Source organism: Streptomyces massasporeus (genome assembly GCF_014648995.1).
GTDB lineage: Bacteria > Actinomycetota > Actinomycetes > Streptomycetales > Streptomycetaceae > Streptomyces > Streptomyces massasporeus.
This window is the reverse complement of sequence record NZ_BMSE01000010.1, coordinates 142,016-166,426: the sequence shown is the minus strand read 5'-3', so window position 1 is coordinate 166,426 and position 24,411 is coordinate 142,016. Positions and strand designations below refer to the sequence as shown.

The 24,411-nt window shown below is 72.7% G+C and carries 23 protein-coding genes and 1 riboswitch; of the genes, 11 read left to right on the top strand and 12 right to left on the bottom strand.

Features of this window, described 5'->3' with window-relative positions; all coding sequences use genetic code 11:
- Window positions 1-89: 89 nt before the first annotated feature.
- Genes IE153_RS22655 through IE153_RS22645 form a run of 3 tightly spaced genes read left to right on the top strand, consistent with a single transcriptional unit; the run spans window position 90 to window position 1,816 of the window.
- Window positions 90-497, top strand: coding sequence for a hypothetical protein (locus tag IE153_RS22655; protein WP_033311437.1), 408 nt, complete (start codon window positions 90-92; stop codon window positions 495-497).
- A gap of 45 nt (window positions 498-542) precedes the next feature.
- Complete coding sequence (locus IE153_RS22650; protein WP_189591756.1) at window positions 543-1,037, top strand: thiol-disulfide oxidoreductase DCC family protein; 495 nt, start codon at window positions 543-545, stop codon at window positions 1,035-1,037.
- Between the two features lie 32 nt (window positions 1,038-1,069).
- Window positions 1,070-1,816: a TetR/AcrR family transcriptional regulator gene (locus IE153_RS22645; RefSeq protein WP_031107867.1), complete on the top strand. Its 747-nt coding sequence runs from the start codon at window positions 1,070-1,072 to the stop codon at window positions 1,814-1,816.
- A 15-nt stretch (window positions 1,817-1,831) separates the two neighbouring features.
- Here IE153_RS22645 and IE153_RS22640 read toward each other — a convergent pair whose 3' ends face one another.
- The 3 genes from IE153_RS22640 to IE153_RS22630 form a co-directional block, all read right to left on the bottom strand.
- The gene (locus IE153_RS22640) at window positions 1,832-3,385 is read right to left on the bottom strand and encodes an ABC transporter substrate-binding protein (RefSeq protein WP_189591653.1); all 1,554 of its coding nucleotides are present in this window, start codon (window positions 3,383-3,385) and stop codon (window positions 1,832-1,834) included.
- Window positions 3,386-3,574: 189 nt separating this feature from the next.
- Window positions 3,575-5,203, bottom strand: a complete 1,629-nt coding sequence (locus tag IE153_RS22635) for a metallophosphoesterase (protein WP_189591652.1) — start codon at window positions 5,201-5,203, stop codon at window positions 3,575-3,577.
- A 23-nt stretch (window positions 5,204-5,226) separates the two neighbouring features.
- Window positions 5,227-5,466, bottom strand: a complete 240-nt coding sequence (locus tag IE153_RS22630; protein ID WP_185012490.1) for an SCO4848 family membrane protein — start codon at window positions 5,464-5,466, stop codon at window positions 5,227-5,229.
- A gap of 91 nt (window positions 5,467-5,557) precedes the next feature.
- Between IE153_RS22630 and IE153_RS22625 the strand changes: the two genes are divergently transcribed.
- Window positions 5,558-6,865: a D-alanyl-D-alanine carboxypeptidase family protein gene (locus IE153_RS22625; protein ID WP_356232490.1), complete on the top strand. Its 1,308-nt coding sequence runs from the start codon at window positions 5,558-5,560 to the stop codon at window positions 6,863-6,865.
- Here the strand turns inward: IE153_RS22625 and IE153_RS22620 are convergent.
- The 4 genes from IE153_RS22620 to IE153_RS22605 all read right to left on the bottom strand — a co-directional run bounded on the left by IE153_RS22620 (window position 6,813) and on the right by IE153_RS22605 (window position 9,664).
- Entirely contained in the window at window positions 6,813-7,730 is a 918-nt protein-coding gene (locus IE153_RS22620; protein WP_189591650.1) for a YihY/virulence factor BrkB family protein, read from the bottom strand. The two genes, IE153_RS22625 and IE153_RS22620, sit on opposite strands and share 53 nt — an antisense overlap.
- Complete coding sequence (locus IE153_RS22615) at window positions 7,718-8,122, bottom strand: GtrA family protein (RefSeq protein WP_189591755.1); 405 nt, start codon at window positions 8,120-8,122, stop codon at window positions 7,718-7,720. Before IE153_RS22615 ends, IE153_RS22620 begins: the two co-directional genes overlap by 13 nt.
- A gap of 83 nt (window positions 8,123-8,205) precedes the next feature.
- Window positions 8,206-9,150, bottom strand: coding sequence for a decaprenyl-phosphate phosphoribosyltransferase (locus IE153_RS22610; protein ID WP_189591649.1), 945 nt, complete (start codon window positions 9,148-9,150; stop codon window positions 8,206-8,208).
- Entirely contained in the window at window positions 9,143-9,664 is a 522-nt protein-coding gene (locus tag IE153_RS22605) for a phosphatase PAP2 family protein (RefSeq protein ID WP_189591648.1), read from the bottom strand. Before IE153_RS22605 ends, IE153_RS22610 begins: the two co-directional genes overlap by 8 nt.
- A gap of 133 nt (window positions 9,665-9,797) precedes the next feature.
- Between IE153_RS22605 and dprE1 the strand changes: the two genes are divergently transcribed.
- Both dprE1 and dprE2 read left to right on the top strand, forming a co-directional pair.
- The gene (dprE1, locus tag IE153_RS22600) at window positions 9,798-11,180 is read left to right on the top strand and encodes a decaprenylphosphoryl-beta-D-ribose oxidase (protein WP_189591647.1); all 1,383 of its coding nucleotides are present in this window, start codon (window positions 9,798-9,800) and stop codon (window positions 11,178-11,180) included.
- 22 nt (window positions 11,181-11,202) lie between these two features.
- Window positions 11,203-11,958 (top strand): decaprenylphospho-beta-D-erythro-pentofuranosid-2-ulose 2-reductase, encoded by a 756-nt coding sequence (gene dprE2, locus IE153_RS22595; protein WP_097219499.1) that lies wholly within the window; start codon window positions 11,203-11,205, stop codon window positions 11,956-11,958.
- Window positions 11,959-11,971: 13 nt separating this feature from the next.
- Here the strand turns inward: dprE2 and IE153_RS22590 are convergent, their stop codons facing one another.
- Together IE153_RS22590 and trpS are read right to left on the bottom strand one after the other, a co-directional pair.
- The gene (locus tag IE153_RS22590) at window positions 11,972-12,550 is read right to left on the bottom strand and encodes a 2'-5' RNA ligase family protein (RefSeq protein ID WP_189591646.1); all 579 of its coding nucleotides are present in this window, start codon (window positions 12,548-12,550) and stop codon (window positions 11,972-11,974) included.
- 140 nt (window positions 12,551-12,690) lie between these two features.
- Window positions 12,691-13,704, bottom strand: coding sequence for a tryptophan--tRNA ligase (trpS, locus tag IE153_RS22585; RefSeq protein WP_189591645.1), 1,014 nt, complete (start codon window positions 13,702-13,704; stop codon window positions 12,691-12,693).
- A gap of 256 nt (window positions 13,705-13,960) precedes the next feature.
- On the opposite strand from trpS, the gene IE153_RS22580 reads away from it, so the two are divergent.
- Entirely contained in the window at window positions 13,961-14,656 is a 696-nt protein-coding gene (locus tag IE153_RS22580) for a hypothetical protein (RefSeq protein ID WP_435811937.1), read from the top strand.
- Between the two features lie 50 nt (window positions 14,657-14,706).
- Here IE153_RS22580 and IE153_RS22575 read toward each other — a convergent pair whose 3' ends face one another.
- The 3 genes from IE153_RS22575 to IE153_RS22565 all read right to left on the bottom strand — a co-directional run bounded on the left by IE153_RS22575 (window position 14,707) and on the right by IE153_RS22565 (window position 17,914).
- On the bottom strand, window positions 14,707-16,155 hold the full coding sequence (locus IE153_RS22575) for a glycine hydroxymethyltransferase (protein ID WP_189591643.1): 1,449 nt from the start codon (window positions 16,153-16,155) through the stop codon (window positions 14,707-14,709).
- Between the two features lie 33 nt (window positions 16,156-16,188).
- Window positions 16,189-16,275: riboswitch (ZMP/ZTP riboswitch) on the bottom strand.
- Window positions 16,276-16,364: 89 nt separating this feature from the next.
- Window positions 16,365-17,546 carry a glutathionylspermidine synthase family protein gene (locus IE153_RS22570; RefSeq protein WP_189591642.1) on the bottom strand — a complete coding sequence of 394 codons (1,182 nt, stop codon included), beginning with the start codon at window positions 17,544-17,546 and terminating at the stop codon, window positions 16,365-16,367.
- Window positions 17,547-17,560: 14 nt separating this feature from the next.
- Window positions 17,561-17,914, bottom strand: coding sequence for a hypothetical protein (locus tag IE153_RS22565; RefSeq protein ID WP_031107119.1), 354 nt, complete (start codon window positions 17,912-17,914; stop codon window positions 17,561-17,563).
- A 125-nt stretch (window positions 17,915-18,039) separates the two neighbouring features.
- Between IE153_RS22565 and IE153_RS22560 the strand changes: the two genes are divergently transcribed.
- The 4 genes from IE153_RS22560 to IE153_RS22540 all read left to right on the top strand — a co-directional run bounded on the left by IE153_RS22560 (window position 18,040) and on the right by IE153_RS22540 (window position 24,403).
- The gene (locus tag IE153_RS22560; RefSeq protein ID WP_189591754.1) at window positions 18,040-18,894 is read left to right on the top strand and encodes a DMT family protein; all 855 of its coding nucleotides are present in this window, start codon (window positions 18,040-18,042) and stop codon (window positions 18,892-18,894) included.
- Between the two features lie 137 nt (window positions 18,895-19,031).
- Entirely contained in the window at window positions 19,032-19,610 is a 579-nt protein-coding gene (locus tag IE153_RS22555) for an antibiotic biosynthesis monooxygenase (protein ID WP_189591641.1), read from the top strand.
- 30 nt (window positions 19,611-19,640) lie between these two features.
- On the top strand, window positions 19,641-22,883 hold the full coding sequence (gene pabB, locus IE153_RS41725) for an aminodeoxychorismate synthase component I (RefSeq protein ID WP_229829117.1): 3,243 nt from the start codon (window positions 19,641-19,643) through the stop codon (window positions 22,881-22,883).
- The gene (locus IE153_RS22540) at window positions 22,880-24,403 is read left to right on the top strand and encodes an AMP-binding protein (protein ID WP_189591640.1); all 1,524 of its coding nucleotides are present in this window, start codon (window positions 22,880-22,882) and stop codon (window positions 24,401-24,403) included. Before pabB ends, IE153_RS22540 begins: the two co-directional genes overlap by 4 nt.
- Window positions 24,404-24,411: the final 8 nt, after the last annotated feature.

The window sequence follows — 24,411 nt, the reverse complement described above, 5'->3', positions numbered from 1 at the left end:
CACCCCGGGCCCTTGTGTTGAACATGTTCAAAAGTAGGTCTACAGTCATCCCCGACAGCGTTTTGAACGTGTTCAAGAAGGGTGGGGCTATGGACCGCACGGTCATCGCCTACGTCATCTACCTGCTGGTCAGCATCGGTCTGACCGTCTGGGTGGCCCGCACGCTCAGCCACAACGGGAGGGTCTTCCTCGCCGACGTGCTGCACGGCAACGAGAAGCTCGCCGACGCCGTCAACCACCTCCTGGTGGTCGGCTTCTACCTCGTCAACCTCGGGTTCGTCGCGCTGTACCTGAGCGACGACGAGACCATCACCGACGCCCGCGGCATCTTCGAGGCCCTGTCGACCAAGCTCGGCGTGGTGCTGCTGGTGCTCGGCGTGATGCACCTGGCCAACGTCTACGTGCTCAACCGGATCCGGCGCCGGGGCGCCATGGAGCGGGAGCAGGTGCCCCCGGTGCCGCCGCAGGGCTGGGTGGCCCCGCAGGCGCAGGCCTGAGCGGAGGAGGCCCACGTGAACGCCACCAGCACGAACGCGACCGGCATGAACGCACCCGCACCGGTCCGCCGGCTCACCGTCCTGTACGACGCCGAGTGCTCCCTGTGCGCGTTCCTGCGCGACTGGCTCCTGCGGCAGCCCCAGCTGGTGCCGCTGGAGCCGGTCCCGGCCGCCTCCGAGGAGGCCCGGCGGCGCTTTCCCGGCCTCGACCACGGCGCCACCCTCGACGAGATCACCGTCGTCGGCGACGCCGGGCAGGTCTACCGGGGCCCCGCCGCCTGGGTGGTCACCCTGTGGGCGCTGCGCGAACACCGGCCGCTCGCCCACCGGCTGAGCACCCCGTCCGGCGCCCTGCTGGCCAAGGGCGCGGTACTCGCCGCCGCCAAGTGGCGCGGGGCGCAGGCGCACCGGGGGCAGCGCGGCGGCACGCAGTGGGGCGGCCAGGTGTACCGGCGCGCGGACGGCTGGTCGTACGACCCCGGCAGCGGCTGGTCCTACACCGCGCCCGGCTGCGCCGACGGCACCTGCGCCCCTCGGTAGCCGCACCCGTGCTGACGTTAGGCTCTCTTTCCGTGCCCGCGAAGAACGACGGCCCCGACGACGGCGCCACCCCCACCAAGTCCGAGCAGACCCGCGCCCTGATCCTGGAGACGGCCATGCGGCTGTTCCAGGAGCGCGGCTACGACAAGACAACGATGCGGGCCATCGCCAAGGAGGCAGGGGTCTCCGTCGGCAACGCGTACTACTACTTCGCGGGCAAGGAGCACCTGATCCAGGGCTTCTACGACCGGATCGCCGCCGAGCACCAGGTGGCGGTCCGGGAGATCCTGGACCGGGAGCGCGACCTGGAGACCCGTCTGGCGGGGGTGCTGCGGGCCTGGCTGGACATCGCCGCGCCGTACCACGAGTTCGCGGTGCAGTTCTTCAAGAACGCCGCCGACCCGGACAGCCCGCTCAGCCCCTTCTCGCCCGAGTCGGAGCACGCGCGCGAGGAGGCCATCAGCGTCCACCGGGAGGTGCTCGCCGGGGCCACGAAGACGAAGGTGCCCGAGGAACTGCGGGACATCCTCCCCGAGTTGATGTGGCTGTCCCAGATGGGGCTGGTCCTGTACTGGATCTTCGACCGTACCGAGGGGCGCGAGCGCAGCTACCGGCTGGCCGAACGCGGCGCCCGGCTCACCGCGCGGGGCGTCGCCCTGGCCCGCTTCCGGGTGCTGCGGCCGCTCGTGCGCGAGGTGCACGAGCTGTTCACGGAGTTCCTGCCGGGCATGACGAACGCCATCCCCGACCCGGCGGCCCGGCGGCGCTCCGACTCCTGAGTCGTCAGAGGTCGGTCAGAGGTCGGTGAGGCTCCACAGGCGGAACACGCCCGTGCCGTCCGACAGGTACTGGCCGCCGCCGACGTCCTCGGTGGTGACGACGTATTCCTTGGCCTGCCACAGCGGCAGCACCGGGACGTCCTCGGCGACGGTCTGCTGCACCGAGCGGAAGTCCTGGTCGGCCTCGGTCCGCTCGGCGAAGCGCCGGCTGTCCTTGATGAGCCGGTCGACGGTCTTGCTGCTGTAGCCGGTGTTCATGGCGCTGCCGGTGCCGACGAGCGCGGCGCCGAAGGTGTCCGGGTCGGGGAAGTCGGCGACCCAGCCGACGGCGTACGCGTCGAGCTTTCCGCTCGCCCACTGCTTCTGGAAGGCGGTCCACTCGTAGCCCTGGAGGGTGACCTTGAACAGGCCGCTCGCCTCCAGTTCCTTCTTGATCTCGGCCGCCTCCTGCTCACCGGCGCCGCGGCCCTTGGCGTAGCCGTAGGTGAAGTGCACGGGCAGGCTGACGCCGGCCCGGGTGAGGAGCTGCCGGGCCTTCTTCGGGTCCGGTTTCGGGTAGTCGTCGAAGAACGAGGCGGTGTGCCCGGTGAGGCCCGCCGGGATCAGGGAGTACAGCGGGTCGACGGTGCCGTCGTAGACGGTGGCGGCCAGCTGCTCGCGGTCGATCAGCCAGGCCATGGCCTGCCGGACCTTCGGGTCGTGCAGCGGCTTGCCCGCGCGGGTGTTGAAGTACAGGTTCCGGGTCTCGGAGCCGTCCGCCTCGTAGACGCGCTGGCCCGGATCGCTCGGATTGAGCCCGGCGAGGACGCCGGGCGGCAGCTGGTCGGTCGCGACGTCGACCTGCTTGTCCTTCCAGGCGGTGTCCAGGGCCTGGGGGGTCGCGTAGTAGCGCAGGTCGACGGGCCGGCCCGCGCCGCTGACGGCACCCCGGTAGTGCTGGTTGGGCGCGAGGACCGCTTCATGGTCCTTCGTGTACGAGGTGAGGGTGTAGGGGCCCGTGCCGTCGACGCCGGCGTCGGCGCGCAGCTTGCCGGCCGGGTACGCGGTGTGGTCGACGATCGAGCCGGCGCCGGTGGCCACCTTGAAGGGGAACGTCGCGTCCGGCGAGGTCAGGTGGAAGGTGACCGTCATGCCGGCGGCGTCCACGGAGCCCAGCGTGCCGAGCAGGGAGGCCGGTCCGACGGGGGCCTTGATCCTCAGGATCCGGTCGAAGGAGTACTTCACGTCCTCGGCGTCCATCGCCCGGCCGCTCGGGAAGGTGAGGCCGTCGCGCAGCTCGCAGCGGTACGCGGTGAGGTCGCCGTGCGCGAACGCGCACCTCTTCGCCGCGTCCGGCACGGGGGCGGTGCCGCCCGGCGCGAACGTCAGCAGCGACTGGAAGACGTTGCTGAACAGCGCCCAGGAGCCCGCGTCGTAGGCACCGGCCGGGTCGAGCGAGGTGACGCCGTCCGTCGTGCCGACCGTGATGGTCTTCCCGTCGCCCTTCGACGGCAGGAACTGCCAGGCGCCCACGCCCGCGGCGGCCAGGACCAGCAGCCCCGCGAGTATCCGTATGCGAACCGATCGCATCGGCTTTGCCCTCCCCAGGCCCCTGAAGGCCCTTGTGCGTGTGCCGCACCCCTTTGCGGCGGGCTCACACAATCACAGGATTTTGAGCAGAGGGAAGGGAGATCTGATGAGTTGGGAAAGAACTTACCGATGGGGACCGGTGGGTGTTTCGGTCCGGTTTCACAGCGTTCTCACAGGGCGTGCTCGCCGTCAGGCCTGCTTCGACGCGAGTTCGATGACGGTGATGTCCGAGGGTGCGCCCACGCGGGTGGGCGGGCCCCAGGCGCCGGCGCCGCGCGAGACGTAGAGCTGGGTGTCGCCGTAGCGGTCCAGGCCCGCGAGGGTGGGGTTGGCGCCGGAGGCGATGAGGTTGCCCGGCCAGAGCTGGCCGCCGTGGGTGTGGCCGGAGAGCTGGAGGTCGACGCCGTGCTCGACGGCGTCGTGGATCTGGACGGGCTGGTGGGCGAGCAGCACGCACGCGCGTGCGGTGTCGCGGTCGCCGAGCGCCTTCGCGAAGTCCGGGCCCTGGCCCTCGTCCTCGCCGGCGACGTCGTTGACTCCGGCCAGGTCGAAGTACGGCATCTCCCTGCGGGCGTTCTCCAGGGGGTTGATGCCCAGACGGCGGACCTCCTCGACCCACTGCTCGGCGCCGGAGAAGTACTCGTGGTTGCCGGTGACGAAGTACGAGCCGTGACGGGCCCTCAGCTGGGCGAGCGGGGCGGCCGCGGGGCCGAGGTCCTTCACACTGCCGTCGACCAGGTCGCCGACGACCGCGATCAGGTCGGGCTGGGTCGCGTTGATCGTGTCGACGACCTTCTGCGCGAAGCCGCGTCCCAGGACCGGGCCGAGGTGCACGTCGCTGACCACGGCGATCCGGTACCCGTGCGCGGCGCGCGGCAGCTTGGCCAGCGGCACGGTGACCCGCTTGACCTTCGGCCCGCGCAGCACGCCGTACGTCCCGTACCCCACGGTCCCGACGGCGGCGGCCGCGGCGGCCCCGGCGACGACCCGGGAGACGAAGAGACGGCGGGTGGGGCCGGCAGGGGTGGCGGTGCCGGTCGGGTTCGCGGTGGCAGGGGACTCCGGGGAGCTCTCGGGCGGGGCGTCCGGGGCGATGGCGGAGGCGGGCGCTCCATCGGCATCGCCGGTCGCGGTCTCGGGCGCGGGGGCCGCACCGCTGCCGTTCGCCTGCGGCGCGGCGGTCTCGGCCGTGGGCGCGCCGACTCCGGCTTCGGGCTGCGAAGCGGTCGCGGGCGCCGCCGCGGAAGCGGTCGCTCCGCCGCCGCCCGCACGCGAGCCGGCCGCGGGCACGGCGGTCGTGGTGGAAGCCGAGCCACCACCGCCGTTGGGCTGCGAGGCGCCGGCGGAGACGGGGTCCGCACCGCTGCCGTTCGCCTGCGGCGCGGCGAGGGCGCTGCCCTGGCCCTGGGGGCCTGTCGCGGGGGCGTCGGGGGCCGTGGTCGGCGCGCCCTCGGGACCCGCCGGGGCGGGCCGTGAGGCCTGGCCCGTTCGTCTCGCCCGGTGTTCCAGGAAGCGGCGCAGGAGCGGGCGGACGATCTCGCCGGCCAGCACCGCCAGCAGCAGGTATATCGACAGGGCCAGCCACAGGAAGCCCGGCCAGGCGAGGACCTGCTGGAGCCAGAAGGGGGCACCGGAGCGCTCGGCGACCAGGGCCGCGATCGCCAGGACCCAGCCGCCGGCGATCAGGACCGCGCCCGCGCGGCGGACGGGGCCCGGGCCGCGGGTCGTGTCGCGGAACAGCCGGCGCCACACGTACCAGTTGGCCGTCACGACGACGGCCAGGACCAGTACGGCGACGAGTACGAAAACGATGACCACGGTGCCGTTTCTCCCGATCGCCGCTATGACGTCCGGCGCAGTGCGCGCAGACCACGCAACCCGATGGCCCCGACGGCCGTCCCCAATACGAAGGAAACGACGGCGAGCAGCAGGTGCACCCAGAAGTAGGCCGTGGGATCACCGTCGTCGAAGGCGAGTCCGCTGCTGTCCTTGACGAGGTTCTTGACGAAAGTGATCCAGATGACCCAGCTCCACACCCCGAAGGCGAGCAGGAACCAGGAGACGGGGCGGCTGAGCTTCATGCACCCAGTATCGCCAGCCCGTGTCCGGTTCCGTTCCCGGGGTGGGGCCGAAGGCGGGACTTCCCTGCGTACGGCATGTACGTTTCCGACCGTGCCCGCTCCGAAGAAGACCGCCAGGCGATCCCTGCTGGTCACCTCCGCCGTCCTGTCGTCCCTCGCCCTGGCCGCGCCCGTCGCCGTCGCCGCCCCGAAGCCCTCGGACAGCCCGTCGGCGAGTGCGAGCCCCTCGGCCACTCCCCCGGCGTCGATGTCGAGCGTGGGCGGTGCCCGGCTCGGCAGGCCGGGGACGCAGGTGAACCTGGCGAGCGGCGTACCGGTGCTGCCGAAGGACGTGAGCGCCCGCTCCTGGATCGTCGCCGACGCGGAGTCCGGTGACGTGCTGGCCGCGCACAACGCGCACTGGCGCCTCGCCCCCGCGAGCACGCTGAAGATGCTGTTCGCCGACACGCTGCTGCCGAAGTTCCCGAGCGACTCCAAGCACAAGGTCGTGCCCGCGGACCTGGCCGGAATCGGCGCGGGCTCCAGCATGGTCGGGATAAAGGAGGAGGAGACGTACACGGTCCACGACCTGTGGCTGGGCGTCTTCCTGCGCTCCGGGAACGACGCCGTGCACGTGCTGTCCGCCATGAACGGGGGCGTCGAGAACACCGTCAAGGCGATGAACGAGCACGCCGAGGAGCTCCAGGCCCTCGACACGCACGTCGTCAGCCCGGACGGCTACGACGCCGAGGGGCAGGTCTCCTCGGCGTACGACCTGACGCTGTTCGCCCGCTCCGGGATGCAGAAGAAGGACTTCCGCGAGTACGCCTCGACGGTCCGCGCCAAGTTCCCCGGGCAGACCAAGAAGGGCAAGAAGGGCAAGAAGACCCGCGAGTCCTTCGAGATCCAGAACACCAACCGGCTGCTCGCCGGTGACTCCGACGTGCCCGTCTACCAGGGCATCGCGGGCGTCAAGAACGGCAACACCACCAACGCGGGCGCCACCTTCACCGGCGTCGCCGAGCGCGGCGGCAAGGTGCTGCTGGTGACGGTGATGAACCCGGAGAAGCCCGAGCACAACGAGGTCTACAAGGAGACGGCCCGGCTGTTCGACTGGGGCTTCAAGGCGGCCGGGAAGGTGCAGCCGGTGGGTGAGCTGGTGCCGCCCAAGGGCGCGGCACAGGCGAAGCCCGGCGCGAACCCCTCGGGCGAGGCGGGCGGATCCGGGGACGGCGGCAGCGGCACGGCCGGGACCGGTTCGAAGTCGGTGGCCGGCGCCCCGGCCGCGGACGGCTCCAGCGGCATCTGGACCGCGCTCGGCATCACGGGCGGGGTGCTGGTGCTGCTCGCGGGCGGCGCGTTCCTGGTCAACCGCCGTTGGCCGCTGCCGGATCTGGTGCGCCGCCGCACTCGCCCGTGATCTCGGGGACTTCGTCCTCCTTGCTCTGCGTCGCCGTCCAGGCGGCGCAGAACAGCACCAGCTTCGAGGTGAAGTTGATCCACAGCAACAGCGCGACGGGCACCCCGAACGCGCCGTACATGCTCTTCGCGGCCACGCCCTGCAGATAGCCGCTGAGCAGCAGCTTCAGCAGTTCGAAGCCGATCGCGCCGGTCAGCGCCGCGACGAACAGGCGGTGGCGCGTCGGCTCGACGCCGGGCAGCAGGGTGAGGACGTAGAGCAGGAGCAGGAAGTTCGCGAGGACGGCGATCAGCAACGCGACGATGTGCAGCAGGACCCCGCCCCAGCCGCCCTCGTCGATGCCGAGCTGCCGGGTGACCCAGCCGATCATCGCGGAGGCGACGGCTGAGGCGGCGATGGTGACGAGGAGCGCGCCGCCGAGGCCGACCAGGACGCCGGCGTCCTTGGCGTAGCGCAGGAGCGGGTTCTCCTCCTCGTCGGGCAGTTCCCACACGGCGCGCAGGCACTCGCGCATCGAGCCGGCCCAGCTGATGCCGGTGAAGAGCAGCAGCGCACCGGCGATGAGGCCGATCGTGCCGGCGTTGTCCACCAGGCCGGCGATGTCCAGCTGGTCGGAGATGCCGGGGACCTGCTCGGCGAGCTTGTCCCGCAGCTTCTCCTCCCGTTCCTTGCTGAGCGTGGCGGCGGCGATGGTGGCGGACACCGTCAGCAGCGGGAACAGCGCGACGAAACTCCTGAAGGTCATCGCGGCGGCCAGCCGCGGCCACTTCACGCGGTCGAGCCGCTCGTACGACCGCCACGCGTGGGTGATCATCAGCCGCTCCGACCACGGCCCGATCACCGGGAGCCTTTTCAGCCAGTCCATGATCCGACTCTGCCCTCCGCCCGGAACACCCATGTACGGGTACCCCAGAACCGCAGGACTGTGGCCAGCGCCATACCGACGACCGCGCCGGAGACGGTGTCCGCGCGCTGCGAGGTGAGGCCGAGGCCGTAGTGGCTGACGGCCAGGCAGAGCAGCTGTACGGCCGCTCCGGCGAGGTTCACCGCGAAGAACACGGCGTAGGGGCGCAGGCCCGGTGCGCGCGCGGTCCGGTAGGTGCCGAGGGCGTTGCCCGCGTAGGCGACGGTGCAGGCGGCCAGGAAGGACAGGGACTTGGCGGTGAGCGGGTCGAGTCCGGCGGGGCCGCGCAGGCCGGTGAACAGGGCCAGGTCGACGGCGTAGGCGAGGAGCCCGACGGTGGCGAAGCCGATCAGTTCCCGGCGGCACGGGAGGCCGGGGTTCGACGGAGTCGGCGCCGCCCGCCCGAGGGGCCTCGGGCCGCGCCACGCGCGCGTGGTCACCAATTCGCCACGGCCAGGCCGTACATCGCCATCCAGACCACGCCGATGAGGGCGAGGGCGCGGTCGCGCAGGACGACGTCCTCGGGCTCGCCGGCCGTGCCGCGATCGGCGAAGACGGCGTATCTGAGGATCGCCAGGATGAAGGCGACCATGGACAGTTGGCGCCAGGGCAGGACGCTGGTGTGCGGGACGCCGCCCTCCTCCATGGCCCACAGGCAGTAGCCGAGGACGGCGACACCGGCCGCGAGCTGCCAGACGAAGCGGAGGTAGCCGGTGGTGTACTCGGTGAGCAACGCCCGTGTGGCGCCCGCATTTCCGGCCATCTGGACGGCTTCCGAGTAGCGCTTGGCCGACACCATGAACAGCGCGCCGAAGCCGGTGGTGATCAGGAACCAGCGGGACAGCGGGATGCCGAGGGCGAGTCCGCCGATCATGGCCCGCATCAGAAAGCCGGTCGTGACGATGGCGAGGTCGACGACGAGGACGTGCTTGAGGCTGACGCAGTAGGCCAGTTGCATGGCGAGGTAGGCGGTCAGCAGGGCGGCGACGACGGGCCCGCACAGCCAGGCCGCGGCGGCGGGCGCGAGGACGCCGAGGCAGCCGCCGACGGCGTAGGCGACGGGTACGGGGACCTGCCCGGCGGCGACGGGGCGGTGCCGCTTGACGGGGTGGGCGCGGTCGGCGTCGGCGTCGCGGGCGTCGTTGACGAGGTAGACGGCGGCGGCGCAGGCGGTGAAGAGGGCGAAGACGAGGGCGAGTTGGGCCAGGGCGTGCCGGGAGAACAGCTCGCCGGCGGCGGCCGGGGCGGCGACCACGAGGACGTTCTTGACCCACTGCTTGGGGCGCGCGGTCCTGAGGAGACCGGCCAGGAGACCCCCCTTGCGGGGTGGTGCGGACCGCTCCTCGTGGGTGCGCTGCCGCAGGACGGCCGTCTCAGTCATGGTGGATGCCTCCCCACATCCAGCGGGCGCCGAGCCGGGCCGTGAGGGCGCCGAGGGCCGCGCCGGCGGCGACGTCGGTGGGGAAGTGGACGCCGGCGACCAGGCGTGAGACGCACACGAGGCCGGCGAGCGGCGGGACCGCGTGTGCGCCCAGGGCGCCGAAGGCGACGGTGGCCGCCGCCGCTGAGGTGGCGTGCGAGCTGGGGAAGGAGTGCCGGCCTGCGGTGCGCACCAGGGGCACGACGTGCGCCGGGCGCGGCCGGCGCACGACCCGCTTCACCCCCATGCTGACCAGGTGCGCCCCCACGGTCAGTGCGGTGCCGCGCAGCCAGGCGCCGCGCCGCCTGCCGTCGACGGCGGCTCCGGCGAGCCCCGCCGCCAGCCACAGCGCCGCGTGCTCCCCCGCCCAGGACAGGGCACGCGCGGCGCCTGCCACGCGCGGGTCGGTGCCGCACTCCCTGAGCGCCGAAACGATCCGGTGGTCCATGTCGTGCAGGTCGTCGAGGTCGTCCATGTGGACTCACTGTTCACGCCCATCAGGCCTGAACTCCGGCAATATTGAGCGACATCCCATTAATCACCCATTTCGGGGAGAGATGCCATGTTCCCGAACTGATCGCCCACAGTAGGGCGATACGGTCACGCACATGTCTGCCGACACCGATTCCGACCCGGACGTCATGGGCCTGGACCACACCACCGTCACGGGCTGGGGCCGCACCGCCCCCACCGCCGCCTGGTTGATCCGCCCCCGGTCGTACGAGGAGGCCGCGGCAGCCGTCCGGGACTGCGGGGCCCGCGGCGGGATCCCCCGGGGCCTGGGGCGGGCGTACGGGGACGCGGCGCAGAACGCGGGCGGGTCCGTGCTCGACATGACGGCCCTGGACCGGGTGCACGCGATCGACGCCGACGGCGGCACCGTGCTGTGCGACGCGGGCGTCTCGCTGCACCGGCTGATGGAGGTGCTGCTGCCCCTCGGCTGGTTCGTGCCGGTCACCCCCGGCACCCGCTACGTCACCGTCGGCGGGGCGATCGGGGCCGACATCCACGGCAAGAACCACCACGTCTCGGGCTCCTTCGCACGGCATGTCCTCGCCCTCGAACTGCTCACCGCCGACGGCGAGATCCGCACGGTGATCCCCGGCACGCCGCTCTTCGACGCGACGGCCGGCGGCATGGGCCTGACCGGTGTGATCCTCACCGCGACGATCCGGCTCCAGCCGGTCGAGACCTCGCTGATGTCGGTCGACACCGAGCGGGCGACGGACCTCGACGACCTGATGGCCCGGCTCGCGGCCACCGACCACCGCTACCGCTACTCGGTCGCCTGGATCGACCTGCTGGCCCGGGGCGCCGCCACCGGCCGCGCCGTCCTCACCCGCGGCGACCACGCCCCGCTGGACGCGCTGCCCGCCCGCCTGCGCCGGGACCCGCTCGCCTTCCGCACCCCCCGCCTCCCGGCCACCCCCGAGATGCTCCCCGAGGGCCTGCTCAGCCGGACGACCGTGGGCCTGTTCAACGAGCTCTGGTACCGCAAGGCCCCCCGCGCCCGGACCGGCCGCCTCCAGCGGATCTCCCCGTTCTTCCACCCCCTGGACGGCGTGCCCCACTGGAACCGCGTCTACGGCCGCGGCGGCTTCGTGCAGTACCAGTTCGTCGTCGGCTACGGCCGCGAGGACGCCCTGCGCCGCATCGTGCGCCGCATCTCCGAACGCCGCTGCCCGTCCTTCCTGGCCGTCCTCAAGCGCTTCGGGGAGTCCGACCCGGGCTGGCTGTCCTTCCCCGTGCCGGGCTGGACGCTGGCGCTGGACATCCCGGCGGGGCTGCCCGGCCTCGGCGCGTTCCTCGACGAACTCGACGAGGAGGTCGCCGCCGCGGGCGGGCGCGTCTACCTCGCCAAGGACGCCCGGCTGCGCCCGGAGCTGCTCGCGGCCATGTACCCGCGCCTCGACGACTTCCGTGACCTGCGCGCCCGACTGGACCCGCGCGGGGTGTTCGTGTCCGACCTGGCCCGCCGCCTCAGTCTCTGAGCAACCTCTAGGAGCTGCTGTCATGAAGGACGCCTTCGGCCTCCCCCAGTCCCTGCTCGTCCTCGGCGGTACGTCCGAGATCGCGCTGGCGACCGCCCGCCGGCTGATCGCCCGCCGCACCCGCACGGTCTGGCTGGCGGGCCGCCCCTCCCCCGCCCTGGAGGAGGCCGCCGGGCAGCTGCGCGGGCTCGGGGCCGACGTGCACACCGTCGCCTTCGACGCGCTCGACCCGGCCTCCCACGAGGCCGTGCTCGGCAAGGTCTTCGCCGAGGGCGACGTCGACATGGTGCTGCTCGCCTTCGGGCTGCTCGGCGACCAGGCCCGCGACGAGCGGGAGCCGGAGGCGGCGGTGCGGGTCGCGCAGACCAACTACACCGGCGCGGTCTCGGCAGGGCTGGTGTGCGCCCGTTCGCTCCAGTCCCAGGGGCACGGCTCGCTGGTCGTGATGTCCTCCGTCGCGGGCGAGCGGGCCCGCCGGGCGAACTTCATCTACGGCTCCAGCAAAGCCGGTCTCGACGCCTTCGCGCAGGGCCTGGGCGACGCGCTGCACGGCACGGGCGTGCACGTCATGGTCGTCCGCCCCGGCTTCGTCCGGACGCGGATGACCGCCGGTCTGCCCGAGGCGCCGCTCGCGACCACGCCCGAGGCGGTGGCGACGGCCGTGGAGCTGGGGCTGCGGCGCCGCACGGAGACGGTGTGGGTGCCGGGGACGCTGCGCGTGGTGATGGCGGCGCTGCGGCACCTGCCGCGCGCGGTGTTTCGGCGGCTGCCGGTCTGACCTCGCGAGCGGGTCAGCGGATGGGGACGGAGCCGCGCTCCACCCGCCCGGCCTGCGGGGGGACAACCGAGCCGCCGAAGGGGAACTCCCGGAGCTTGCGCCAGACGCCGTCGGCGCCCTGCTCGTAGAGGGCGAAGCCCGTGCAGGGCCACTCGGCCTCGTAGCCGGCGAGTTCCTCGAAGGCGCGGTCCATGGCCGCGTCGTCGATGCCGTGCGCCACGGTGACATGCGGGTGGTACGGGAACTGCAGTTCCCGTACGGCGGGACCGGCGGGGTCGCGGACCTGCTGCTGGAGCCGGGAGCAGGCCTCCGCGCCCGCGGCGACCCGGACGAACACCACCGGCGACACGGGCCGGAAGGTGCCGGTGCCGGACAGCCGCATGAGGAACGCGCGGCCGGCCGCGGCGACCTCGGCCAGATGCGCCTCGACGGCCGGCAGGGAGGCCTCGTCGACCTCGGTCGGCGGCAGCAGGGTGACGTGCGTGGGGATGCCGTGAGCAGCGGCGTCGCCGAAGCCCGCGCGCAGCTGCTGGAGCTCGCTGCCGTGAGGCTCCGGGACCGCGATCGAGACACCGATCGTTACGGTCCCCACGTCGTCTCCTGTCGTGTCAGTGTGGCCGCTGATACGACCACCCGGTTATCGACTGTACGGCCACGACCGGGTTACGGGCAGGCGCAACCGGAGTGATGTACAGCGCTGTTCGGTGGTACGGCTGTGCGCGGGGGTGGCGTTCAGTGCTTGGCGGGCAGGAAGCCGACCTTGTCGTACGCCTGCGCGAGGGTCTCCGCGGCGACGGCGCGGGCCTTCTCGGCGCCCTTGGCGAGGATCGAGTCGAGCGTCTCGGGGTCGTCCAGGTACTGCTGGGTGCGCTCCCGGAACGGCGTCACGAAGTCGACCATGACCTCGGCGAGGTCCGTCTTGAGCGCGCCGTACATCTTGCCGGTGTACTTCTCCTCCAGCTCGCCGATGCTCTCGCCGGTGAGGGTCGAGTAGATCGTCAGGAGGTTGCTGACGCCCGGCTTGTTCTCGGCGTCGTAGCGGATCACCGTGTCGGTGTCGGTGACGGCGCTCTTGACCTTCTTGGCCGTGGCCTTCGGCTCGTCGAGGAGATTGATGAGGCCCTTCGGAGTGGACGCCGACTTGCTCATCTTGATCGACGGGTCCTGGAGGTCGTAGATCTTCGCCGTCTCCTTGAGGATGTACGGCTTCGGGAGGGTGAAGGTCTCGCCGAAGCGGCCGTTGAAGCGCGTGGCGAGGTCACGGGTGAGCTCGATGTGCTGGCGCTGGTCCTCGCCGACCGGGACCTCGTGGGCCTGGTAGAGCAGGATGTCCGCGACCTGGAGGATCGGGTACGTGAACAGGCCGACCGAGGCGCGCTCGGCGCCCTGCTTGGCGGACTTGTCCTTGAACTGGGTCATCCGGCCGGCCTCGCCGAAGCCGGTGAGGCAGTTCATGATCCAGGCGAGCTGGGCGTGCTCGGGGACGTGGCTCTGCACGAAGAGCGTGCAGCGGTCCGGGTCGAGACCCGCCGCGAGGAGCTGGGCAGCGGCCAGGCGGGTGTTCGCGCGCAGGTCCGCCGGGTCCTGCGGGATGGTGATCGCGTGCAGGTCGACGACCATGTAGAACGCGTCGTGAGTCTCCTGCAGGGCCACCCACTGGCGGACGGCGCCGAGGTAGTTGCCGAGGTGGAACGAGCCGGCGGTGGGCTGGATCCCGGAGAGCACGCGAGGTCGGTCAGAGGCCATGCTCACCATTCTCTCAGGTCCCGGGGGCCGATCCGGAACCGGCCGGAAACAGACGGGCTCCTGTCCGGCCCCGGCGGTGTAACAAGGGTGAGGCACGGGAGGAGCTCCCCCCGGGCGGGCTCAGGTGGGGCCGTTGTGGCCGTTGTGGGGCCGTCGTGGAGCGGGGCCCGACACGGAGGGGGACCGATTGCGGGCACGAGGCGGAGCGGGGAGACCCCGGGGCCGGGCGGGTTCGGCTGGGTTGCGGGGACGAATGGTGCGGTGGGTGCCGGTAGTGGCGGTGGCGGCCGTCCTGGCCGGGGGTGCGACGGTCTCGACCGCCGCTGCCGTACCGGCGCGGGGGCGGGACGTTCCCGACGTGGCGATGGTCGTCGCGGGCGGGACGGGGCGGACCGCGTCCGTGCGCTCGGGGCAGCGCGACTTCGCCCGGCTGTGGCAGTTGCTGCAGCCCACGCACACGGAGACGGAGCGGGTGCCGGAGGACTGGGCGGAGGGGGACTTCCCGCGGGTGCGGCTCACGGTGCTCTGGGGGCTGTCCGGGGTCGGCGGATGGCCGAGCACGAACCGGCCGCCGGGCGGGGACGTGGCCGTCGAGCGGCAGGACCAGCTGCTGGTGGCCGAGGACGGCACGCCCTGGGTGCGCTCGGATCCCAGCCCCACCGTGGAGGACGACGACATCCGCTGGCACCGGGCGCCGCGGTCCGTCTTCGAGCGGTTCGACCTGGCCCGGCTGCTCGGTGACGCGGAGGGCGGACCCGTCGCGAGCCCGGCCGCCGCCGCGGACCCGGACGGTCCGGTGCGGGGGGACGTCCGGTGGGCGGTCACGGCGGGGGCGCTGGGGCTGGCGGCCGGTGCGGGCGGCACGCTGCTGATACGCCGCGCGGCGGCCCGGCGGGAAGCCGGACCGCCGCGTGAGGAGCCGCGTCAGGTGCTGATCGACCTGGACGAGTGACGGGCCGTGCGCGTCGGCTCAGGCCCTGGACGAGTGACGGGCCGCGGGCGTCAGCCCAGGTCGATCTCCGGGTAGAGCGGGAAACCGGCCACGAGGTCGGTGGCGCGCTGGGAGATCTCGTCCGCCACCTTCGCGTCGAGGACGTGGGACGCCTTGGAGGGGGCGCCCGACTTGGTCGTGCCCGGCTCCGCGGTGGTGAGCACGCGGTCGATGAGACCGGCGACCTCGTCCATCTCGGCGGTGCCCAGGCCACGGGTGGTCAGGGCAGGGGTGCCGATGCGGATGCCGGAGGTGTACCAGGCGCCGTTCGGGTCGGCGGGGATGGCGTTGCGGTTGGTGACGATGCCCGAGTCGAGCAGGGCCGCCTCGGCCTGGCGGCCGGTGAGGCCGTAGGAGGAGGCGACGTCGATCAGGTTCAGGTGGTTGTCCGTGCCGCCCGTCACCAGGGTCGCGCCGCGGCGCATCAGGCCCTCGGCCAGCGCGCGGGAGTTGTCGACGATGCGCTGGGCGTAGTCGCGGAAGGACTCCTGGCGGGCCTCGGCGAGGGCCACGGCCTTGGCGGCCATGACGTGCGGGAGCGGGCCGCCGAGGACCATCGGGCAGCCGCGGTCGACCTGGTCCTTCAGCGAGTCGTCGCACAGGACCATGCCGCCGCGCGGGCCGCGCAGCGACTTGTGGGTGGTCGTCGTCACGATCTGGGCGTGCGGGACCGGGTCGAAGTCGCCGGTGAGGACCTTGCCCGCGACCAGGCCGGCGAAGTGCGCCATGTCGACCATGAGCGTCGCGCCGACCTCGTCGGCGATCTCCCGCATGATCCGGAAGTTCACCAGACGGGGGTAGGCCGAATAGCCCGCGACGATGATCAGCGGCTTGAACTCGCGGGCGGAGGTGCGCAGCGCCTCGTAGTCGATGAGGCCCGTGGCCGGGTCCGTGCCGTAGGAGCGCTGGTCGAACATCTTGCCGGAGATGTTCGGGCGGAAGCCGTGGGTGAGGTGGCCGCCGGCGTCCAGGGACATGCCGAGCATGCGCTGGTTGCCGAAGGCGCGGCGCAGCTCGGCCCAGTCGGCCTCGGAGAGGTCGTTGACCTGGCGGACGCCGGCCTTCTCCAGGGCGGGGACCTCGACACGCTGGGCGAGGACCGACCAGAAGGCGACGAGGTTGGCGTCGATGCCGGAGTGCGGCTGGACGTAGGCGTGGCGGGCGCCGAACAGCTCCTTGGCGTGCTCGGCGGCGAGGGACTCGACGGTGTCGACGTTGCGGCAGCCGGCGTAGAAGCGGCGGCCGATGGTGCCCTCGGCGTACTTGTCGCTGAACCAGTTGCCCATGGTCAGGAGGGTGGCCGGGGAGGCGTAGTTCTCGGAGGCGATCAGCTTGAGCATCTCGCGCTGGTCGGCGACCTCCTGGCCGATGGCGTCCGCCACGCGGGGTTCGACGGCGCGGATCACGTCGAGGGCGGCGCGGTAGGCGGTGGAAGCGGGGGAGAGGGGCTCGGCTGACATGTGTGGACCTCCGGACGTTGCGTTCAGCGTTCACGGTACGGCCCAGGCGCACGGCTCTGTCTGCTCGGGCCGCTCCCCGATGGTTCGTCCCATCCCAGCGCGCCAGTCACGGCCCACGGTCAGCCTACCGGGTTGCTCTCCATCGCCGAGTGCGGGTGGTTCGTGCCTTGTCGCGCAGTTTCCCGCGCCCGCCAAGAAGAGCAGATCGGCTAGAGGATCACGTGGGGAAGGAAGCGGGCGTACTCGTCCGTGATCAGGCCTGACGACTCTCTGATGCCCAGGCCCGCCGACTCGTCCTCCACCACCCACGCGCCCAGGACCACCCGGTTGCCGTCGAAGTCGGGCAGGGGGGCGAGCTGCTGGTAGCAGCAGGGCTCGTCGCGGACGGTGGGGGTGGATCCGGGGTCGTGGACGGTGACGCCCGCGCCCTCGCGGCCCAGGAGGGGCTTGGCCACCCAGCCCGTGGTGGACAGGTCGCGAGGGCCGTCCAGGTACGCAGGCAGGAGGTTCGGGTGGTCCGGGTACAGCTCCCAGAGGATCGCCAGGAGCGCCTTGTTGCTGAGGAGCATCTTCCAGGCCGGTTCTATCCACAGGGTGGAGCCCGTGCCGCCGCCGTTGTCGAGGGTGTCCAGGACGTGGTCGGCGAAGCGGTCGGTGGTGAGCCATTCCCAGGGGTAGAGCTTGAAGATGCTGCGGATGAAGCGGAGGCGGTTGTCGACGAAGCGGCCGGAGAGGCGGTCCCAGCCGATCTCCTCCATGGCGATCCAGTCGGTGGCCAGACCGGCCTGTTCGGCGGTCTCCTTGAGGTAGGCGACCGTCATCATGTCCTCGCCGAGTTCGTCCGCCGAGGAGTACGCGAAGTAGAGGGGGCTGCCCGGCGGGAGGAGGGCGGCCTGCTTCTTCCAGGCGTCGATGAGGCGTTCGTGGAGGGAGTTCCACTGGTCGGCGCCGGGGAAGCGGTCCTCCATCCAGAACCACTGCGGGGACGCGGCCTCGACCAGGGAGGTGGGGGTGTCGGCGTTGTACTCCAGGAGCTTGGCCGGGCCGGTGCCGTCGTAGCGGAGGTCGAAGCGGCCGTAGACGGAGGGCAGTTCGGCGCGGCGATGCCAGGCCTCGGCGACCGCGCGGGCGACGCGGGGGTCGGTGATGCCCAGGTCGGCGAAGCGGTCCTCGGTGACGATGTGGCCGGCCGCCGCCAGGCACATGCGGTGGAGGTCCTCGACCACCTCTTCGAGGGCCTCGATCTCCTCCAGGTCGAAGACGTAGTGCGCGCTCTCGTCCCAGTAGGGGCGCAGGGAGTCGTCGGGGTAGCGGGTCAGGGGGTAGATCAGGCCCTGTTCCTCGACGGTCTGCTGCCATCCGGGGCGGGGCTCGGCGGTCCGGCGTTCCATGGCTGCGTCCGCTCTCAGCCGCCGCCGCTGCCGGAGCCGGAGCAGCCGAAGCCGCCCCGGTCGACGGCCTCGCTGCGGCTGAAGGTGCCGTCCTCGGCGTAGCCGCCGCTGACGTCGGCGTCGTAGTACCAGTCGGCGTCGGCGACCCTGGTCTTGCCGGTCTTCTTGCGGCCCTTGCCGGAGGAGGACGTGCCGGACGAGCAGTTCTTGTCGGCGACGATCTTGTAGCCGTTGATGTAGTCGTAGCTGTCCCGGTCCACGCAGCGGCGGTCCGGGTCGGAGCCGCAGGCGGACAGGGCCGCCGCGAGGACGCCCATGCCGCCCAGCACCACCGTGCTCGAGCGCAGCCTTCGCCGTGTTTCAGCCATGTGCGTGTCTCCCCCTCTGGCCCCGTTGTGCACTGACAGACGGTCAGCCTAGAGATCGGTGTGAACGGGCGTGCATGGCCCCCCGTCCACGGCCGCTCCCCTACTGTCGATTTGTGATCTTTGGAATGGTGTGTGCCCTCGGTGCGGCGGTCTGTTTCGGTACGGCGACGGTGTTGCAGGCGATCGCCGCGCGCTCGGCGGCGGCGACCGGGCCGGGCGGGGACCTGGCGCTGCTGTGGCGGGCGCTGCGGCAGTGGCGGTATCTGGCCGGGCTCACGCTGGACGGGCTCGGTTTCGTGCTGCAGATCCTCGCGCTGCGGTCGGTGCCGATCTACGCCGTGGGGGCGGCGCTGGCCGCGAGCCTGGCGGTGACGGCCGTGGTCGCGGCGCGGCTGCTCAAGGTGCGGCTGAGCCGCGTCGAGTGGGCGGCGGTGGCGGTGGTGTGTGCCGGGCTCGCGCTGCTCGGGCTGGCGGCCGGGGCGGAGGGCGACGAGGAGGGGCCGGCGTGGCTGAAGTGGGCGATGCTCGGGGCGGCGGCCGGGGTGCTGCTGCTCGGGGCGGCGGCCGGGCGGCTGCCGGAGCGGGGACGGGCTCTGACGCTCGGGCTCGGGGCGGGGCTGGGGTTCGGGGTGGTGGAGGTGTCGGTGCGGCTCATCGACGGGTTCTCGCCCGGTGAGCTGTTCCCCAATCCGGCGACGTACGCGCTGCTGCTCGGTGGCGGGGCGGCGTTCCTGCTGCTGACCTCGGCCCTGCAGCGCGGGTCGGTGACCACGGCGACGGCCGGGCTGGTGCTCGGGGAGACGGTCGCGCCCGCGCTGATCGGTGTGGTGTGGCTCGGGGACCGGACGCGACCGGGGCTGGGGTGGCTGGCGATCCTCGGGTTCGCGGTGGCGGTGGCGGGGGCGCTGGCGCTGTCGCGGTTCGGGGAGGCGCCGGTGGAGGCGGAGGAGGGGGAGGAGGGGACCGTCGCGCCGCGGTGAGTGGCAGTGCTTTCCCGGCTGCCTGAATTCTTCACCTTCCGGACAAACTCGCACCTGAGTTGCGGCTGCCTTGCGGGCAACCGGAAAATGTTTGTTGAATCTTGAACGCGAGGTGAGCGCTTTCCGTAAGGGACGGCGTGACCAGTAATCCCGTCACGGTCACCGTGGCCTATCACGTGACGCCGGGCCGTTCGGCCGACTTCCACTCCTGGGGGTGGGCCATGCTGGGCGCGACCGCGCGACAGCCGGGGTTTCTTGGGGGTGGGGTACTTGTCGACGGAGGGGCGGAATGGCATGTCGTCTATCGCTTCGCCAGCGAGGGTTCGGCCCTGGCCTGGGAGAAATCGTCCTCCCGGGGACAGTGGGACGCCCGACTGGACGGGGTCGCCCGGGAGGCGGAGCGCCGGCGGGTACCGGGCGCCCGGGCCTGGTTCGACGCGCAGACGCTGACGCCCGCGCCGCCGGCTCCGCCGTCGAAATGGAAACTGTGGTTCGTGAATATGAGCGCGGTTTTTCCGCCGGTGCTCCTCTTCAATGTGACGGTGCTTCCCTATCTCGGTGACCTCAACGCACTGTTTCGCACGCTGTTGTTGTGTCTGTGTGTGACGGCCCTCGTCACCTGGATTCTCATGCCTCGGCTCCAGCGTTTCTTCAGGAAATGGCTGTACCCGTCGCTCCAGGCACTGCGCGGGCGGCACAAACGCCGGGCCGCATAGGCCCGCGAACGAACAGAGGGAGGTGGGCGGGTGAAGACCCTGCTCATCGACAATTACGACTCGTACACGTACAACCTGTTCCAGCTGATCGCCGAGGTCAACGGCGAGGAGCCGGTGGTGGTCCGGAACGACGCGTCCGTCGACGGTCTTCCCGATCTCCGGGCGTTCGACAACCTCGTCGTCTCCCCGGGCCCCGGGCATCCGGGCGTGGCGCGTGACTTCGGCATCGGCAGCAGGCTGCTCGCGACCTCCCCGGTTCCCGTGCTCGGTGTGTGTCTGGGGCATCAGGGCATCGCGCTCGGGGAGGCCGGGCTGGTGGGCCCCGCTCCTGAGCCGCGGCACGGGCATCTGTCCACGATCCGGCATGACGGACGGGACCTGTTCCACGGCCTGCCGCAGCACTTCACGGCCGTCCGCTACCACTCGCTGGCCGTGCGCGAGCCGCTGCCGGAGACGCTGGAGGCCACGGCCTGGGCGGAGGACGGCGTCCTGATGGGACTGCGGCACCGCAGCCGGCCGCTGTGGGGGGTGCAGTTCCATCCCGAGTCGGTCCTCACGGAGTACGGGCACCGCATGCTCGTCAACTTCCGCAACCTCACCGCCGAGCGGGCGGGCAAGCTGCGCACGAAGAACACGGCGGTACCGATGCCTCCGGCGGTTCGGCGCCGGGCGGTGGTGCCGGAGTGCGAGACGGGGATCCGGCGTCCGACGGGGGGTGTTTTCGGCGCCTGGGACCTTCGTCGGCCCGTGGCTGCGGCTGTCTTCCAGGTCGCTGCGGTCAGCCAGGGCGCCGCGAACCCGCGCGGCGGGGCTGGGGCGGTCGTGTCGGGCGAAACCGTCGCGTCGAGCGAGACGGCGGTCCCGGCGTCCGGCGGGGCGGCCCCTTCACCGGCCCGGGACATCCCGGCCGCAGCGCCGGAGAGGCACGCCGGGGGCGCCCCGAAGCCCGGCGACACCGGCACGACCGGCGCGGGCACTTCACCGACCCGGGACATCCCGGCCGCAGCGCCGGAGAGGCACGCCGAGGGTGCCCCGAAGCCCGGCGACACCGGCACGACCGGCGCAGGCACTTCACCGACCCGGGACATCCCGGCCGCAGCGCCGGAGAGGCACGCCGAGGGTGCCCCGAAGCCCGGCGACACCGGCACGACCGGCGCGGGCACTTCACCGGCCCGGGGCATCCCGGCCGCAGCGCCGGAGAGGCACGCCGAGGGTGCCCCGGCTGCACCTGCGCACAGCGGCGGCGTCGCCCCGAACGGCGCAGGCACTTCACCGACCCGGAGCGTCCCGGTCACGCGGCAGGACGCAACCGCCGAGGGCGCCAGATCCGCCCTGGCGCCTGGCCGCGCAGGCCCGACAGGCGAGGGCATGCCTACGACCGGGGTCATCCGGGCCGCGGGTCACGACACACCCGTCGAGGCCGACCCGACGCCCGGAGCAGCCGTCCCGACCGCGAGGCAGGGGGCGCACGCCGAGGGCGTTCCCTCCGCCCCGACGCCCGTCAGCGCAGGCCCGGCCGGCGCGACCACCCCGTCGGCCGAGAACGGCCCGGCCGCCGAACAGGGGACGTACGCCCTCGAGGACGCCGCATCCGTACCGGCGCACGGCGGCACCAGCCCGACCGGCGCAGGCACTTCACCGACCCGGGGCATCCCCGTCGCGGGGCCGGGGACACCCGTCGAGGGTGGGCAAGGGGTCACCCCCGGAGAAGGCTCGTCCGTCCTTGTCGACGTGACCGTTCCCGTCATCCCCCGTCCCCGTCGCCCCGGGCGGGTCGGGTACCGGCTGCATACGCGGCGGGTCACCGGGGCCGTGGACACCGAGGCGGTGTTCCGCCGGATGTTCGCGGGGTCGGCGCGGGCGTTCTGGCTGGACAGTTCGCTGGTGGAGCCGGGGCGGTCGCGGTTCTCGTTCCTCGGGGACGATCAGGGGCCGCTCGCCGAGTTCGTGCGGTACGACGTCGACGCCGGGCGATGTGAGATCGAGCGGGCCGGGCGGCCCCTGCGGCGGGTCCGGGCGAGCGTGTTCGACTACCTGAAGCGGCAGTTGGGCCACCGCCGGGTGGACGCGACCGGGCTGCCGTTCGACTTCACCGGCGGATACGTCGGCTACTTCGGCTACGAGATGAAGGCCGACTGCGGGTCGTCCAACCGGCACCGCTCCCCCGCCCCGGACGCCGCCTGGCTGTTCGCCGACCGGGTGATCGCGGTGGACCACGAGGAGGGCTTCACCTACGCGGTGTGCCTCGCGGAGGACACCCCGCAGGCCGCCCGGGAAGCCGCCGACTGGCTGGAGGGCGCGCTCGCCGACCTCTCCTGCGTGGCCACGGACCGGCACCCCCCGGTGCCCGGCTCGCCGGCCCCGGCCGACCCCGGTGCCGCCGAGCCGTGGCTGGTGCGCGACCGGGCGACGTACCTCGCCGACATCGAGGCGTGCCGGCGGGCGCTGCGGTCCGGCACCAGCTACGAGGTGTGCCTGACGAACGCCGCCCGGTTACCCGCTCCGCCCGACGCGCTGGAGTTCTACCGGACGCTGCGCCGCGACAACCCGGCCCCCTACGCGGCGTTCCTGAGGTTCGGGGAGCTGGAGGTGGCCGGTTCCTCGCCGGAGCGCTTCCTGCGGATCGGCCGGGACGGCACCGTCGAGGCCAGGCCCATCAAGGGCACCGCACCCCGGGGCGACGGGCCGGAGGAGGACGCCCGGCTGCGGGACGCGCTCGCGTCGGACGCCAAGACCCGGGCCGAGAACCTGATGATCGTGGACCTGCTGCGCAACGACCTGGGGCAGGTCTGCCGGACCGGGACCGTGCGGGTCTCCAAGCTGATGGCGACGGAGACGTACGCGACCGTGCACCAACTGGTGTCGACCGTGAAGGGCAGGCTGCGGCCCGGCACGGACGCGGTGGACTGCGTGCGGGCCTGCTTCCCGGGCGGGTCGATGACCGGCGCGCCGAAGCTGCGCACGCTGGAGATCATCGACTCGCTGGAGACCGAGGCCCGCGGCGTCTACTCCGGCGCCCTCGGCTACTTCGGCTGCGGTGGCGGCGCGGACCTCGGCATCGTGATCCGGACCGCGGTCTTCGCCGACGGCGAGATGCATCTGGGCGCGGGCGGCGCGATCGTGCTCGACTCCGATCCGGACGCGGAGTACGACGAGATGCTGCTGAAGACGGCGGCCCCGATGCGGGCCCTGCACCGGCACACGGCCGACCGGATGCGGCAGCAGGGCCCGCCGGTGCAGACGGCCCGGGCGGCCGGGGAGGTCCGGCGATGACCAGTCCGCAGGTCACCCTGGACCCGGCCGCGACCGGGGCGCCCGGCAATCTCGCGGCACACCTCGCGGAGCTCGCCGAGCGGCGCGGCTGGACGGGGCGGACCGCCTTCCACCAGGGGCATCGCGCCTGGACCCACGGCGAGGTGCACGACCTCGCCGCCCGCGCCGCCACCGTGCTGGCCGGGCACGGCGTGCGCCCCGGCGACCGCGTGCTGCTGGCGCTGCCGGACTCCCTCGCCTGGGTCACGGCGTTCCTCGCCACCGCCCGCCTCGGTGCCGTCGCGGTCCTGGTCAACCCCGAACTGCCCGCCGCCGACCACGCGTTCCTGGCCGCGGACGCCGACCCCGCGCTGTGTGTGACGGGGCCCGGCCTGGAGGCGCGGTTCAGCGGCCGGGCGGGGCTGGGCGCCGACCAGCTGATGGCCCTCGCCCCCGCCGCCGGACCCGCCCCCGCCCACCAGGTCGACGCGCACAGCCCGCTCTACGTGCAGTACACGTCCGGCACCACCGGCCGCCCCAAGGGCGTCGTGCACACGCACGGCGATCCACGGACGTACCACGACCTGGTCGGGCGGCGGGTGCTGCGGGTCACCGCCGAGGACGTCACCCTGTCGGTGTCGAAGCTGTTCTTCGCCTACGGGTTCGGCAACGCGTTCGTCTTCCCGCTGTTCTCCGGCTCGTCCGCCGTCCTGGTGGACCGGCGGCCCGGCCCGGCCACGATCGACGAACTCGTGGCCCGGCACCGGGTGACGCTGCTGTACTCCGTGCCGTCCGCGTACGCCGCGCTCGTCGCCGAGCGGGGGCACGGGCACGAGGGCTGCTTCGCCTCGGTGCGGGCCGCGGTGTCGGCCGGCGAGGGGCTGCCGGAGGGGCTGGCGCGGCAGGTGACCACGCTGCTGGGCGCGCCGGTACTGGAGCAGATCGGCTCCACCGAGGCCGGGCACGCGTTCTGCGCCAACGGCTTCGCCCACAACCACCCGGGCACCGTCGGCCCGCCCGTCCCCGGTTTCGAGGTGGAGCTGCGCGACCGTGACGGCCTCCCGGTGCCGGACGGCGACGAGGGCGAGATGTGGGTGCGCGGGCCGACGGTGACGCCCGGCTACCTCAACCGGCCCGAGGAGACCGCCCGGACCCTCGTGGGCGGCTGGCTGGCCACGAGGGACCGGGCCTGCCGCGAACCGGACGGCACCTACCGGCACCTGGGCCGCACCGACGACATGGAGATGGTGGGCGGCATCACCGTCTCCCCGTTGGAGGTGGAGGCCGTGCTGCGCGGCCATCCGGCGGTGCGGGAGGTGGTGGTCGCGGCCGTCGCGGACGGGCGCGGCGCGAGCCGGCTGCGGGCGTTCGTGGTCCCCGCCCCGCCCGTCCGGGACGGTCTGGCCGAGGAGTTGCTCGGCCTGGCGCGCGAGAGCCTCGCCGCGTTCAAGGTCCCCCGCAGCGTCAGCTTCGTGCCGTCGCTGCCGCGCACCCCGACCGGGAAGCTCCGCCGCCATCTGGTCCGGAAGGGCGCCTGGTGAACACCACG

Coding starts and splice junctions, on each gene's coding strand:
- IE153_RS22655 (WP_033311437.1), top strand. CDS start 90: ATGGACCGCACGGTCATCGCCTACGTCATCTACCTGCTGGTCAGCATC.
- IE153_RS22650 (WP_189591756.1), top strand. CDS start 543: ATGAACGCACCCGCACCGGTCCGCCGGCTCACCGTCCTGTACGACGCC.
- IE153_RS22640 (WP_189591653.1), bottom strand. CDS start 3,385: ATGCGATCGGTTCGCATACGGATACTCGCGGGGCTGCTGGTCCTGGCC.
- IE153_RS22630 (WP_185012490.1), bottom strand. CDS start 5,466: ATGAAGCTCAGCCGCCCCGTCTCCTGGTTCCTGCTCGCCTTCGGGGTG.
- IE153_RS22620 (WP_189591650.1), bottom strand. CDS start 7,730: ATGGACTGGCTGAAAAGGCTCCCGGTGATCGGGCCGTGGTCGGAGCGG.
- IE153_RS22610 (WP_189591649.1), bottom strand. CDS start 9,150: ATGACTGAGACGGCCGTCCTGCGGCAGCGCACCCACGAGGAGCGGTCC.
- IE153_RS22605 (WP_189591648.1), bottom strand. CDS start 9,664: ATGGACGACCTCGACGACCTGCACGACATGGACCACCGGATCGTTTCG.
- dprE1 (WP_189591647.1), top strand. CDS start 9,798: ATGTCTGCCGACACCGATTCCGACCCGGACGTCATGGGCCTGGACCAC.
- dprE2 (WP_097219499.1), top strand. CDS start 11,203: ATGAAGGACGCCTTCGGCCTCCCCCAGTCCCTGCTCGTCCTCGGCGGT.
- trpS (WP_189591645.1), bottom strand. CDS start 13,704: ATGGCCTCTGACCGACCTCGCGTGCTCTCCGGGATCCAGCCCACCGCC.
- IE153_RS22575 (WP_189591643.1), bottom strand. CDS start 16,155: ATGTCAGCCGAGCCCCTCTCCCCCGCTTCCACCGCCTACCGCGCCGCC.
- IE153_RS22570 (WP_189591642.1), bottom strand. CDS start 17,546: ATGGAACGCCGGACCGCCGAGCCCCGCCCCGGATGGCAGCAGACCGTC.
- IE153_RS22565 (WP_031107119.1), bottom strand. CDS start 17,914: ATGGCTGAAACACGGCGAAGGCTGCGCTCGAGCACGGTGGTGCTGGGC.
- IE153_RS22560 (WP_189591754.1), top strand. CDS start 18,040: ATGGTGTGTGCCCTCGGTGCGGCGGTCTGTTTCGGTACGGCGACGGTG.
- IE153_RS22540 (WP_189591640.1), top strand. CDS start 22,880: ATGACCAGTCCGCAGGTCACCCTGGACCCGGCCGCGACCGGGGCGCCC.